This is a genomic window from Crocosphaera sp. Alani8, from assembly GCF_038442745.1.
In the GTDB taxonomy this organism is placed as follows: Bacteria; Cyanobacteriota; Cyanobacteriia; order Cyanobacteriales; family Microcystaceae; genus Crocosphaera.
In genome coordinates this window covers 23024-36531 of the sequence record NZ_JARVCN010000143.1, presented here as the reverse complement: position 1 = coordinate 36531, position 13508 = coordinate 23024, and the positions used below count along the sequence as shown (strand labels likewise).

General features: G+C 37.7%; 14 protein-coding genes. 10 read left to right on the top strand and 4 right to left on the bottom strand.

Annotated features, from left to right (window positions below; translation table 11 throughout):
* Positions 1-155 precede the first annotated feature (155 nt).
* On the top strand, positions 156-1004 hold the full coding sequence (locus P9B04_RS10045; protein WP_342054854.1) for an ATP-binding protein: 849 nt from the start codon (positions 156-158) through the stop codon (positions 1002-1004).
* Positions 1005-1253: 249 nt separating this feature from the next.
* A complete protein-coding gene (locus P9B04_RS10040; RefSeq protein ID WP_342054853.1) occupies positions 1254-1427 on the top strand; it encodes a hypothetical protein in 174 nt (57 codons plus the stop codon).
* Between the two features lie 6 nt (positions 1428-1433).
* On the opposite strand, the gene P9B04_RS10035 is transcribed toward P9B04_RS10040, so the two are convergent.
* Positions 1434-1898 carry a hypothetical protein gene (locus tag P9B04_RS10035; RefSeq protein ID WP_342054852.1) on the bottom strand — a complete coding sequence of 155 codons (465 nt, stop codon included), beginning with the start codon at positions 1896-1898 and terminating at the stop codon, positions 1434-1436.
* Positions 1899-2144: 246 nt separating this feature from the next.
* Here P9B04_RS10035 and P9B04_RS10030 point away from each other — a divergent pair, with 246 nt between their 5' ends.
* The 5 genes from P9B04_RS10030 (at position 2145) to P9B04_RS10010 (ending at position 7662) form a co-directional block, all read left to right on the top strand.
* Positions 2145-2843, top strand: coding sequence for a tetratricopeptide repeat protein (locus tag P9B04_RS10030; protein ID WP_342054851.1), 699 nt, complete (start codon positions 2145-2147; stop codon positions 2841-2843).
* 220 nt (positions 2844-3063) lie between these two features.
* Positions 3064-5385 carry a 1,4-alpha-glucan branching enzyme gene (gene glgB / locus P9B04_RS10025; protein ID WP_342054850.1) on the top strand — a complete coding sequence of 774 codons (2322 nt, stop codon included), beginning with the start codon at positions 3064-3066 and terminating at the stop codon, positions 5383-5385.
* 129 nt (positions 5386-5514) lie between these two features.
* Positions 5515-5712 carry a hypothetical protein gene (locus P9B04_RS10020; protein ID WP_342054849.1) on the top strand — a complete coding sequence of 66 codons (198 nt, stop codon included), beginning with the start codon at positions 5515-5517 and terminating at the stop codon, positions 5710-5712.
* 209 nt (positions 5713-5921) lie between these two features.
* A complete protein-coding gene (locus P9B04_RS10015) occupies positions 5922-6575 on the top strand; it encodes a hypothetical protein (RefSeq protein WP_342054848.1) in 654 nt (217 codons plus the stop codon).
* Positions 6576-6714: 139 nt separating this feature from the next.
* Positions 6715-7662: an Rpn family recombination-promoting nuclease/putative transposase gene (locus P9B04_RS10010; RefSeq protein WP_342054847.1), complete on the top strand. Its 948-nt coding sequence runs from the start codon at positions 6715-6717 to the stop codon at positions 7660-7662.
* Positions 7663-7710: 48 nt separating this feature from the next.
* On the opposite strand, the gene P9B04_RS10005 is transcribed toward P9B04_RS10010, so the two are convergent.
* Positions 7711-8265, bottom strand: a complete 555-nt coding sequence (locus tag P9B04_RS10005; protein WP_342054846.1) for a Uma2 family endonuclease — start codon at positions 8263-8265, stop codon at positions 7711-7713.
* 100 nt (positions 8266-8365) lie between these two features.
* On the opposite strand from P9B04_RS10005, the gene P9B04_RS10000 reads away from it, so the two are divergent.
* Positions 8366-9013: a Uma2 family endonuclease gene (locus P9B04_RS10000; RefSeq protein WP_342054845.1), complete on the top strand. Its 648-nt coding sequence runs from the start codon at positions 8366-8368 to the stop codon at positions 9011-9013.
* Between the two features lie 58 nt (positions 9014-9071).
* Here P9B04_RS10000 and ispE read toward each other — a convergent pair whose 3' ends face one another.
* Positions 9072-10016 carry a 4-(cytidine 5'-diphospho)-2-C-methyl-D-erythritol kinase gene (ispE, locus tag P9B04_RS09995; protein WP_342054844.1) on the bottom strand — a complete coding sequence of 315 codons (945 nt, stop codon included), beginning with the start codon at positions 10014-10016 and terminating at the stop codon, positions 9072-9074.
* Positions 10017-10134: 118 nt separating this feature from the next.
* A complete protein-coding gene (locus tag P9B04_RS09990; protein WP_342054843.1) occupies positions 10135-11403 on the bottom strand; it encodes an ankyrin repeat domain-containing protein in 1269 nt (422 codons plus the stop codon).
* 174 nt (positions 11404-11577) lie between these two features.
* Between P9B04_RS09990 and P9B04_RS09985 the strand changes: the two genes are divergently transcribed.
* Together P9B04_RS09985 and ftsZ are read left to right on the top strand one after the other, a co-directional pair.
* The gene (locus tag P9B04_RS09985) at positions 11578-11805 is read left to right on the top strand and encodes a photosystem II protein, Psb35-related (protein WP_342054842.1); all 228 of its coding nucleotides are present in this window, start codon (positions 11578-11580) and stop codon (positions 11803-11805) included.
* Between the two features lie 310 nt (positions 11806-12115).
* Positions 12116-13381 (top strand): cell division protein FtsZ, encoded by a 1266-nt coding sequence (ftsZ, locus tag P9B04_RS09980; RefSeq protein WP_342054841.1) that lies wholly within the window; start codon positions 12116-12118, stop codon positions 13379-13381.
* Positions 13382-13508: the final 127 nt, after the last annotated feature.

Genomic DNA, 13508 nt, shown 5'->3' with positions numbered 1-13508 from the left:
AATGCTGATAAAACTATACCATAAAATATACAATTAATTCTGCTGACTTACTTAAAGGTGCTGTTCGCGAAGGAGAAACTCACGTTCATGAAGCATTAAGAGAAGCGTTAGTTAATAGTCTAATTCATGCTGATCACCAATCTTCAAAACCGATATTGATTATAAAAAAATTAAATGCTTATATGTTTTTAAATACTGGTCGTCTGAGAATCCCTTTACAAAAACTTTATGAAGGGGGTTTAAGTGATCCTCGCAATCCAAACTTACAAAAAATGTTTCAAATGCTTGGATTAGGAGAAAAAGCCGGGTCAGGTTTTGGTAAAATTCTTCGTGCTTGGAAAGAACAACAATGGCTAATTCCGCTAGTCTCAGAAGAACTTGATATAGAAGTTACCTCAGTGATGTTGCCGATGATAAGTTTGATTCCTGAAAAGGTTGAAGCAGAGTTAAAAGAGATTGTAGGTAATGCTTATGGCCAGTTAACTGAACTTGATAGAATTATCTTAGTGTTAGCACATCAATTCAAAGAAATCAATAATATTGACATTCAACAATATAGAAAAGAACATCCAAGAGATATCAGCGATTGCCTCAAGAAATTAGTTAGAAAGGGATATTTAACTCAATCAGGTAGATGTAGAGGAACTAGGTACAGCTTATCGAATAATAATCATTCTGAGCAACTTTCCTTACCAAAGAACTCCGAACATAAGGAAACTAGCTCCGAACATTATGACTTAAGCTCCGAACATTACCAACAATTACAAGAAATGGCTAAGTCTGTAAAGGAGAAAGGTCGAGCTAAGAAAGGCATTGTAAGAAATGTGATCCTCAAACTTTGCTCCGAACATTATTTGTCCCTCCGAACATTAGCGGAACTTTTAGGGAGAGAACCTGACAGCATCCGAAATCACTATATAAATCCAATGATAAAAGAGGGATTATTAGAGCTTAAATATCCTGAAATAAATCATCCTCAACAAGCCTATAAAACCACATTTTAAATAAATCAGGACATTAACAAGGTTTTTGAGTTTCATAATCCACAAGTTATTGTTGTCTCCGAACACAATAAATGTTTCTTGGCTTATGAAAAAACACCCCCTAAGTTTAGGACATCAAGCTTTAATTCAACGCTAAACTTAGTCTTTGTTTAAAAAAGTAGAGTTAGTCTTATAGTGTTTCTGGGACCGATGACGTAAACTTAATACTTGAGTTAACTATAACTAATACTACCAACCACCGTTAATTATATGAGCAAAACTTGGTACATTGTTAAAACAGAAAAAGAACAATGTGAAATTGTTCAACTTGAGCCTAATCAACTAGCAAAAGATAGGGATTATTGGGGTCCTTTTCCCTCAAAAGAAGAAGCGATCGCCCGAAGAGTAGGGTTAATTCGTTCAGGAAAATGTCAGCCCCAATAAGATTAATTATAAGACTTGATGGGTATGGGAGTGTTGTTTGACATTATCTTCTGTTTTAACCACCTTAACCGCGTTCAAAACTCGCTTTTTCTCCAAAGAAAAATCCAAATCTTTTTTAACTGTTCCCAGAGGGATTAAAGATTGAGCAGAAGGAGAACTTTTATAAGTTCTAACAGCCGCCAGAGTTCGTTCCACAAAATCATCACAAAATTGAGCATCATCAGGAAAATCTGAAGTTTTGCTGAGGGTTTCTTCCGTTATAATGTCTCCCACAGACTTAGCACAAGCTAATTCATAAGAAGTAGGAATTCCTTTACAAATTGTTTCTAAAGCAGCGGAGGGAATGGGTTCGATGACACGAACTTGATGAAATTCTCCATCTTCTTTTAAAAAACAAGTAGCTAAGCCAAATACACAGTAATCATCCCTAGAAATATCTGAATCATTGGTTAATAATGCAGTGGTTGACATAAGTAATAAGAGATCCTTCTAAATTAAACACTGTTAACCTAATTTTATCAGTGATTGGGATGCTACAAAGGAAAACAAAAAACTTAAGGAAAATTTTATAGATAGTCAAAACTTTCGATACTAGGGACTTATCAAGGTCAAAGGGTACGATAAAAGTCTTAAGACAGTGCGAAGAGTGACACATTTTTTACCATAAATCATCAAACAATTAAGTACAGTATTCTCAATAAAGACTCCAATATTACTATGGAAGATCATATAACTAAATATAAAAAACTCCCATCATCCTTTATTCCTACATCGTCCATGTCAGAAAAAGAGTGCGTTAAAGCCGCCATTGCCACTCAACTGAAAAAAAATGGGCTTTCCGATTTACATTTAAAAATTATCATTAAGCAAGAAGCGAATCAGGGAAATTACCGCCAAGCGATCGCTTTTCTAGATCAATTAATTGCCCGTTGTCCCCACAGTGCTATTGACTACAATAACCGAGGCTTAATGTACTTGAAAATGGGTGATTATAGTCAGGCGATGGAGGACTTTAATCGAGCGATCGCCCTTAACCCCAATTTAGATCGAGCTTACAATAATCGGGGAAATTGCTACGCCCAGAGAGGAAACCTGGACAAAGCCATAGAAAATTACGAACAAGCCTTAGATATCAATCCCTATAACCAGAAAGTGTGGATTAATCATGGTGTCACCCTCAGAGAACTAGGAAACTATCCATTAGCCATCGAAACCTTAGAACTGGCAAACATCATCGGGGATAAATACCTAGGCCGTATTTACGCAGAACGGGGATATACTCGTTATTTGATGGGGGATTGGAATTACGCGATCGCTGATTATCGCAGGGCTTTATCCTGTTTAGTTAAGGGCGATCGTTATCAGCAAAAAGTGATCAAATGGTTAGCCCAAGTTCTCAAACCCATCATCGCCTAATCCTATCCATAGATGTTCCCTAATCACGAATAAAGGTGATTTGTGCCAAACTGTTATAAGATTCACTAGAGCAGACACATTTGTCCAAGATTTAGCTTTATGGTTTTAGTCTTCGGTGAGGATAGCACTTATTTTCTTATAAACCGAGGAAACTTCTGACTGCTAAGTTCTGACATTAATATTAGGTCTCTTTCTTCAGTTTCTTGACAAAATCACTCCCATGACCAGCACTATCTCCGCCGATCAAGTTAATCAGATTATTTATAACTTACATCATGATCCCTTTGAAATTTTAGGCTGTCACCTTCTAGAAAAGGGTGAAACAACCAAAAAATGGGTAGTCAGGGCTTATCTTCCGAAAGCAGAAGCCGCATGGGTGATCCGTCCAACAGAACAAAAAGAAGATGCTATGAACTCGGTTCATCATCCTAACTTTTTTGAATGTATTATCGAAACCCCCGAACTCACTAACTATCAACTGAAAGTTAGAGAAGGGGAACACGAGAAAGTGATTTATGATCCTTACGCTTTTAGTTCTCCCTATCTCACCGACGAAGACATATATCTATTTTCCGAAGGAAACCACCACCGTATCTATGAAAAGTTAGGGGCCCATGTGGGTCAAGTCAATAAGGTAAAAGGGGTTTATTTTGCGGTTTGGGCCCCCAATGCACGCAACGTGTCTATTATTGGTGATTTTAATAACTGGGATGGTAGAGAACACCAGATGCGTAAACGCAACAACACCATCTGGGAGTTATTTGTGCCAGAGATAGGGCCAGGTACAGTGTATAAATACGAAATTAAAAACGGTGAAGGTCATATCTACGAAAAATCCGACCCCTATGGCTTTTATCGGGAAGTTAGACCGGATACTGCTTCTATTGTGGTAGATATCGATAATATTTATCAGTGGAATGACCAGGAATGGTTAGAAAAGCGACGCAATAGCGACCCCCTCAAGCAACCTGTGTCTGTGTATGAAGTCCATCTGGGATCTTGGTTACACGCTTCTTCTGCTGACAAAATGCCCTTACTCAATGGAGAAACTGATCCCGTCATCGTCTCAGAATGGAACCCTGGGGCCCGTTTTCTCAGTTACTACGAACTCGCAGAAAAATTGATCCCCTACGTCAAGGAGATGGGTTACACCCATATCGAAGTGTTACCCATTGCAGAACATCCTTTTGATGGTTCTTGGGGATACCAAGTCACTGGATTTTATTCTCCTAGTTCCCGTTTTGGTCCACCAGAAGATTTCATGTATTTTGTGGATAAATGTCATGAAAATGGTATTGGGGTGATTTTGGACTGGGTTCCAGGGCATTTTCCCAAAGACTCCCACGGTTTAGCCTATTTTGATGGTACTCATCTCTATGAACACGCTGATCCTCGTATTGGTGAACACAAAGAATGGGGAACGTTAGTTTTTAATTATGGCCGTCATGAGGTAAAAAACTTTTTAGTAGCTAATGTTCTCTTTTGGTTCGATAAATATCATATTGACGGGATACGGGTGGATGCAGTTGCCTCTATGTTATACCGTAACTATCTGCGTAAGGAGGGGGAATGGATACCTAATGAATACGGTGGTGACGAACATATCGAAGCAGTTAATTTCATCAAGGAAGTGAATATTTTATTATTCGAGTATTTTCCTGGTATCCTTTCTATCGCTGAAGAGTCCACAGAATGGGAGAAAGTATCTCGGCCTATTTATGATGGTGGTTTAGGGTTTAATCTCAAGTGGGATATGGGTTGGATGCACGATATGTTAGATTATTTCAGCATCGATCCCTTTTACCGTCAATACCATCAAAATAACGTTACCTTTAGTATGTTGTATTATTACAACGAAAATTTTATGTTGGCGTTATCCCACGATGAGGTAGTACACGGAAAAAGCAATATGTTGGGTAAAATGCCAGGGGATGAATGGCAGAAATACGCCAATGTTCGCGCTTTATTTACCTATATGTACACCCATCCAGGCAAAAAAACCATGTTTATGAGTATGGAGTTTGGCCAGTGGAGTGAGTGGAATGTATGGGGTGACTTGGAATGGCATTTATTACAGTACGAACCCCACCAACAATTACAACAATTTTTTAAGGATATTAACGCCCTTTATAAACAGGAACCGGCTTTATATACCCACGATTTTGAGTATCATGGATTTTATTGGATTGATTGTAATGATAATACCCATAGTGTAGTATCTTTTGCACGACAAAGCGATGATACCAAAGATACTTTAATCGTGGTTTGTAACTTTACTCCCCAACCCCATAGTCATTACCGTATTGGTGTTCCTGAATCTGGATATTATGTTGAATTATTTAACAGCGACGCTAAAAAATATGGGGGTAGTAATATGGGTAATTTAGGAGGAAAATGGGCTGATGAATGGGCATTTCATAATAAACCTTATTCGGTAGATTTATGTTTACCACCTTTATCTGTATTAATTCTTAAGTTAGATCCCGATAAAGTTCCTGAAGGAACAACGGTTGAGGAAATAGCTGCTAGTGAAGAAGAGTAGAAATTTAGAATTGATAATTTAGAATCAACAAAATGGGTGGGCAATAGATGAGGATTTTTCTATCTTTTTTGCCTACCCTCCTTGGTCTAAAATTTGCTAGAGTTATTAACAATATATTCAGTTAAAATTATGCTAAACTCTGAACAACAAGCTTTAAAACCAATCCTTAAAGAATTACTCTATGAAATCCTTACCCAAGAACAAGACTTGCTTAAAGATTTAATACATGAAGTCATCGAAGATATGGCAATGGCTAATGCAATAAAAGAAGGAATAGATAGCGAAAATGTTAGTCGTGAAGAAATTTTTTCTCTCTTAGAAGAGTAATTATGAATACAGTTATTAATTGTTGCTGGAACAGGATTTATATTAGCCTTTATCGTCAATTTATTTTGGCCATTTCCTGGCTAGATAATAATAATATTTGTCTTGATTACTGTTTTTTAGCACGATTTGTGTCTCTTTTTTCAGATAAAATAAATCATTCAAAGAGCGATAATTGCTATATTATTAAACATTGATTTTCAATTAATTCTATGATTAAAGTTCGTTTATCTGCCACCCTTTTAAGCCTATTAACACTATTAACAACTCAGGTTAATGCCCAAGATCCTGCCCCCTCTTTACAAGACTTAGTAGGTGTTAGAGGAAGTAGCGGTGAAATGGAACTGCAAAGACGGGGTTATCAATTTATTAGAACTGAAAAATCAAGCAATGATGCTTACTCTTATTGGCGAGAAGAAAGCACTGGAAAATGTTTAGTTGTTCGTACCTCTGACGGACGTTATCAGTCCTTAGTTTATGCACCTGAATTTGACTGTAAAAATTCCTCTTCTCGTGATCCATCTAACAATAATACTGCTCAAGGTAGTGGTAAAAATATCCGAATTAGTTTTCCTCGTGGTAGCAATTGTGGTTCATATATGGGAAGAGTTAATGTGGGAGATACTTTTCTTTTAAGTTTAGCTAGAGAACAACAATTAGTGATTGAAAAGAATACATCTCATGACTATTCTGTACAAGCCCCCAATGGGCAATACTTAGAAGTTATTCAACGATTTCCTAACAATCAAAATCAATATTGGACGGGTAATCAATCAGGAGATTTTAGAGTAAATGTAGCAAGTGTTCCCCAAGGAATGCAAATTGATATTAAGTTTTGTGCTTATACGGGAGAAGGTGCATTATAGGTTTGGAATAGATTTGATTGAATCTTAAATAGCGATCGCTGCTTGCTGAATAAAGATAAATATTTTAAGGCTGCAATTCAAGCATCAAGAGGGATAGGTTAAACTAAAAATAAGAGAACTTATTATCTTACTAAAAGCTATGGATAATTCTTCAGTAAAAGGTGACAGATATATTAACTTGCTTACTGATTTTGGCTTTAAGCGACTTTTTGGTAGTGAACCCCATAAAGCCCTCTTAATTGACTTCCTAAATTCTATTTTACCCTCTTATCATACTGTGGCTGATATTAGCTACAAAAGCAATGAAAATGTGGGTAATACAGCTTTAGATAGAAAAGCAATCTTTGACCTTTATTGTGAAAGTGAAGCAGGAGAAAAGTTCATTGTAGAAATTCAAAAAGCAAAACAAAATTATTTTAAAGATCGTAGTGTTTATTATGCTACGTTCCCTATTCAAGAGCAAGCACTTCAAGGAGAGTGGAATTATAAATTATCTTCGGTTTATACCATAGGTATCTTAGATTTTATCTTTGATGATCATAAAAATGATCCAGACTTTTTTCATACAGTGGAATTAAAAGACGAAAACTGTGAAGGATTTTATGATAAGTTAAAATTTATCTATATTGAGTTGCCTAAGTTTCAAAATACACTAGAAAACTTAGAAAACCATTTCGATAAATGGCTATTTTTATTTCGACATTTATCTCGGTTAGATACCCCACCAGAAAAGCTACGGGAAGGAGTGTTTAATCAATTATTTGAACTAGCAGAAATTGCTAAATTTTCCCCTGACGAACAAAGATCTTATCAAAATAGTTTAAAATACTATAGAGATTTGAATAATGTGGTAGAAACTTCAAGACAGGAAGGAATGGAGGAAGGAAGACGTGAAGGTATCCAAGAAGGAGAACAAAGGGAAGCCTCAAAGTTAGTTCTTCGGCAACTTCAAAGAAGATTAGGAGACATTCCTGAGAGGATTCAAGAAACAATTAGGGGGTTATCTGTTGAACAATTAGAAGATCTTGGCATAGCTTTATTAGACTTTAAGAGTCAATCAGATTTAATTAGTTGGCTTGCTGAATAAAAAGAAATCTTTTAAACGTACAAGTGTATATAATTATTCTTTAAACAGTTAATCTATGCCACGATAAAGATCAGCGATCGCAAATTCAAGATCAATACTTTGCAAAGTCACCCGATCACCTATATTGTAAATTGTTGTTTCCCAGATCCCCGTAGCATTAAGACAATGACGTTCTACACGCTGACTTTCTTGGCTAATTAAGACATATTCTTCTAAGGTTTCAATCTGTTGATAATCCTTGAATTTTTCCCCTTGATCAAAAGTAGCTGTACTCGATGAAAGAACCTCAGTAATTAGTTTCGGGTAACGTTTAAGATAACGATCTTGGCGATCGCGAGGATCACAGGTTACAAACGCATCAGGATAGTAATAAAAATCCTCTTTATAGTTAACCTTTACATTACCAGAGTAAAATCGACAGTCTGTAGCATCCCCTAAGTTATTATCAATGAGTTTGAGTAGGTTAAAGGCAATGCGATCGTGGTTATCTGTACCTCCAGCCATTGCATAAACCAAACCGCGCCGATATTCATGGCGGATTTTACTTTGGCGTTCGATATCGAGATATTCTTGAGGACTAATGTAGTTGGGAACAGCAATCATGTATTTTAAAACTATTAACCATTTTGCCTTTTTTAGCGAACTACTAAGCAGAGTTCTAATACACTAATGGTATCAGGTAAAACCCGTAAAAGATAAAACAATGTTATTAGAGTTAAAACGCTTTGAGATTCCCCCAGGACAAACAATATGCTTAAAAGATGTTACTTGGGATGAATTTGAACAAATTTTAGAAGAATTAGGAGATCATAGAGCAAGCAGAATTGCTTATCATGATCATATTTTAGAAATTATGACCCCTTTACCTGAACATGAAAGAAATAAAGAAATTATTAGTGATTTAATTAAAATCCTTTTAGAAGAATTAGATATTGAATTTTGTACTCTGGGTTCAACCACATTTAAAAATGAATTGATGCAACAAGGAATTGAGCCTGATAATTGTTTTTATATCGAGAACGAAGCTAAAATAAGAGGGAAAGATCGTTTAGATTTAACCGTTGATCCACCTCCAGATATCGCTTTAGAAATTGATGTTACTTCTCGTACTCATCGGGAAATTTATTCTATTTTAGGTGTTCGGGAATTATGGCGATTTGAACAAGGAGAATTAGAAATTAATGTCTTAGAAAATGGCAATTACAAGGCAGTCGTATGTAGCCTCTATTTTCCTAATTTCCCTCTTAAAAAGATAATACCGTGCTATTTAGAAAAAGTGAAGAAAATAGGGCGAAACAAAACAATTAAAGAGTTTAGACAATGGGTTAATGAACAAGCAAAAAACTTGTAATTGAACTTCATAATTTAAGTTGTATGGCTAATAATTGGCAACTTACAACTTTTCACTGTTAACTGATAATTGAAATACCATTACTAGATAATTTAGTAACCCAAAATTCTAGATGAGGATCTTCAATTTTTTCTCTAGCTATTTTTTTGATAGTTTGGGCTTCGGCTTCCGACTCACATAAAGTAAACACAGTGGGACCCGATCCGGACATCATGGTTCCTAAGCCTCCTGATTGTTGTAAAATCTCTCGTAATTGGGCAACTTGAGGATACTCAGGTAAGACAACTTTTTCTAAATTATTGTGTAATAATTCCCCTATTTTTTTACCTTTTTTATCACTAATTGCTTGAACAAGAGGACCAGAATGAAGGTGAGAAGTCCGAGAAATAATTTCCTTACTATCATTAATATAACTTTCTCCAAATTGTTGTTTATAGGTTTTATAAGCCCAAGGAGTTGAAACAGAGATATTATTGTATTTAGCAAGAACAACCCACAAATCATCTAAATCTTGTATAGAATCGAGTTTTTCTCCTCTACCTGTAGCGATCGCTGTTCCTCCACCTACACAAAACGGTACATCAGATCCCAATTTTTCTCCTAACTTTTGTAAATGAGGGATAGTCAATCCTAATTCCCACAATAAATTTAATCCTACTAACACAGCTGCCCCATCCGCTGAACCACCTGCCAATCCTGCCGCTACCGGAATTTGTTTATCAATAGTAATATCAACTCCACCATAATTAGTAAATGCTTGGGGAAATTGCTCAATCATTAACTGGGCAGCTCGATAAGCAATATTAGTCTTGTCTAAAGGAACTGAAGGGTGATTACAATGTAGATTAATTTTTTGAGTTCCTAAAGAACGAATTTCAAGGCGATCGCTCAATTCAATACTTTGTAGAATCATCACCAATTCGTGATAACCATCGGGGCGATCGCCGACTATTTCTAGATATAAATTAATTTTAGCAGGGGCAATTAACTGATAAATTTTCATGTTCAATTCTTGGGTTCAATGTAAGCAGTCAGCCATCAGCATTCAGCTAGGGGATGAAAAATGAATCATTTTAACTTTTGTAAGACAGAACAAAAACAAGGTATTAATTTTGACTTCATTAACTAGCCCCCGCTTTTTTTAACAATTCAACTACATCAGGATAATTATTATATTGTGCCAAGGACAAAGCAGTATAACCGCTATGATTTTTTTTATCTAAATTAACATTTTGGGTTGCTAATAACTCTTTTACCACATCTATATAACCGCGATGAGATCCCCACATCAAAGCTGTTGCTCCAGTTTGATCTGTTAAAGTTACGTCTGCTCCTGCAGCTAGTAACAAACCCAATAAAGTAAGATTACCCTCATCAGAGGCCTTCATCAACCCTGTGCGTCCATTAGGGAGTCTGGTATTGGGATCTGCGCCTCCATCCAATAAAATTTGAATGATCTCGAAGTTGCCATTAGCGATGGCCAATGTTAGAGGGGTTTCCCCGTAATTTTTGCGGTTTGGATCTGACCCATTTTGTAACAATTCTCGCACTATTTCTATGTGTCTCTGTACCACGGCTAAAATAAGAGGAGTGTCTCCAAATTGGTTGGCTAAATGAACACTAGCCCCCCCATTTAATAACGCCCTCACTGCCTCTAAATGCCCCTCTACAGTGGCGTAATGTAAGGGACTCTCTCCCTCCTCATCTCGTTGGTTAACGTCCGCTCCTGACCGTAATAGGGCTTGGATAATGCTGGCCTGACCTTCAGAGGCAGCTAAGGATAATAAGGTTTCTCCTTCTGTATCGGGGGCGTTAATCTCTGTTTCCAGGTTTAATAAACTTTGAAACACCTTTAAACTCCCACAACGAATGGCAAAAACTAAAGCTTTCTCCTGACTTAATTCCCTTTCAATATCCGGAAATAACTCAATCACCTCCGGACGATCCCCTTTAATAGCCAATTTTAAAGCTGTATCACCTTGCTTATTGTGGTGATAAATATCAGCACCAGCAGCCATTAAATGGCTCACAATCTCGCTGTATCCTTTGTAAGCGGCAATCATCAGGGGGGTGTTACCGTCATCATTTGTTTGGTTAACTTGTGCCTGAGCTGCGATTAAATCTTGAACAACGTCAATTCGATTGCCGGCAACCGCAAACATGAGAGCGGTTAAACCCGAAAAAGCTCGTTGTTGATTTATGTTTGCTCCTGCTGACAATAAACACTGGACAACTTCTTGATGTCCTCTTTGGGCTGCGTACATTAAGGCACTGGTATTTTGTAAATCAGTTCCATTAACATGTGCGCCTTGTTTTAATAAGGTTTCTACGGTTTGACAGTCTCCTTGTCGGGCGGCGTTAACCAGTTGGAAATCGAGTGGTGAAACCATACAACCCTTGCCTTAGAATCTATCCCTATTTTGACACCCCGGAGCCTCCCTCCGAACTCAAGTTATTATTCTCCTGTCGTAAAAACCGTACCCAGAGAAAGTTGATCGTTTCCGCAATCTTTTGTTACATTTATTTACATAAGTTAATAAATATTCTTAAAGGAAGCAAAATTTATGTTCGCCCTTGTTATTTCTCTGTTAGTGGTTGGTTGGGTAGCTGCAGCCGTGATTGGTACACAAGCTTATTTCCGCGGTGAGCAAACCAAAACCATCCACGAAAGAAATTGGAACTCTGAGACATTTGAAACAATAGCCAAATCTATTACCGGCAAAGAAATAGATAGCGATCGCACTCCTGGTTTTTTAGTAGATACCTATGGAAGCAGTAATCTAGCCAAATAGACAATGGTGGGGTTAGAAGATCCTTTCTAATCCCTAAACCCTACTCTTAATAGAAATCACTGGCCTTAACCTAAACTTAAAGTTTAGGTTAAGGCCAGAATCTTTTATTTTGGGGCAGTGTTTTGGTAAACTCAGATAGAAACTTCTTGGAAAAAAACGGAATAACCTACTATTCATAGTAAGCTCTGATATAGTAAGTCATTTTATAAATGAATCCCTAATCTATGTATTGATTAACGGTACTGTAGATTAAACTAATCTAGATTATCGTAAACTTTTGTACCAAAATAATTAACCCCCGCCAATTAAAATGATTCTTAGTGATAAGCTAACCCGCAATTATGCCAGCCTAAATATAAATAATACGGAATCTACTGAAACTATAAACCCTGTGGACAGTTATCAGCAACAGAGTGGTGCTGTCCCTTTTTCCCAAGTGAACGACCCCCCAGAAAATCCTGGGGAAGACAGTAGGAGAAATGTAATCGTGCCAAACAACATTGCCAGAATTAAAGTTATTGGGGTTGGTGGTGGCGGATGTAATGCAGTGGATCGTATGATCGAAAGCGATCTAATGGGGGTTGAGTTTTGGACAATGAACACCGACGCTCAAGCTCTAACCCACTCTTCTGCCCCTCATCGCTTGCAAATCGGCAGAAAATTAACCAAAGGATTAGGAGCCGGAGGCAATCCCAGTATAGGGAAGGAAGCTGCCGTTGAGTCCCGGGACGAAATCGCTGAAGCTCTTGAAGACACGGATCTAGTCTTTATCACTGCTGGGATGGGTGGAGGCACGGGAACTGGGGCTGCTGCGATCGTAGCTGAAATCGCCAAAGAAAAGGGCTGTTTAACGGTTGGGGTGGTGACTCGTCCTTTCACCTTTGAAGGACGAAGACGCATGGTACAGGCGGGTCAGGGTATCGATGATCTACAGAACAATGTCGACACCTTGATCATCATCCCCAACAATCAATTATTACAGGTCATTTCCCCAGAAACCCCGCTCAAACAAGCTTTTATCGCTGCTGATAACGTCCTCAGACAAGGGGTACAAGGGATTTCGGATATTATTACTATTCCTGGTTTAGTCAATGTAGATTTTGCCGATGTGCGCGCTGTCATGGCTGATGCTGGATCTGCTTTGATGGGGATTGGAGTGGGTTCGGGTAAATCTCGAGCAAACGATGCGGCTTCGTTGGCTATTTCTTCCCCTTTACTAGAACATTCTATCGAAGGAGCAAAAGGGGTTGTTTTCAACATCACTGGTGGTAGCGATTTGAGTTTACACGAAGTCAACACCGCTGCCGAAACAATTTTTGATGTAGTTGATCCCGATGCTAATATCATTTTTGGTGCGGTGATCGATGAGCGAGTTCAAGGAGAGGTGATTGTCACGGTGATTGCTACCGGATTTAGTGCAGAGTCCGAAAATACCTCTAATAATCAAACTACCTCAACTCCAACCCGTAATGTATCCACCCCCAACCCTCCCAAAAAAGAGGAAACCCCACCTCCTAAACCAACAGGATTGGACATTCCACCTTTTTTACAGGATCGTCGTTTTCCTCGGGGATAAGATCATAACCGATAATCAAAACCAGGGGTCAATGATTATTGATCCCTATTAAATATAGGAATTTTTTAGCTGTCAAAAGTTCGATTTTTGGCTTTTTACTTTGCCCAAAGGGTGCGGTAACACTTTA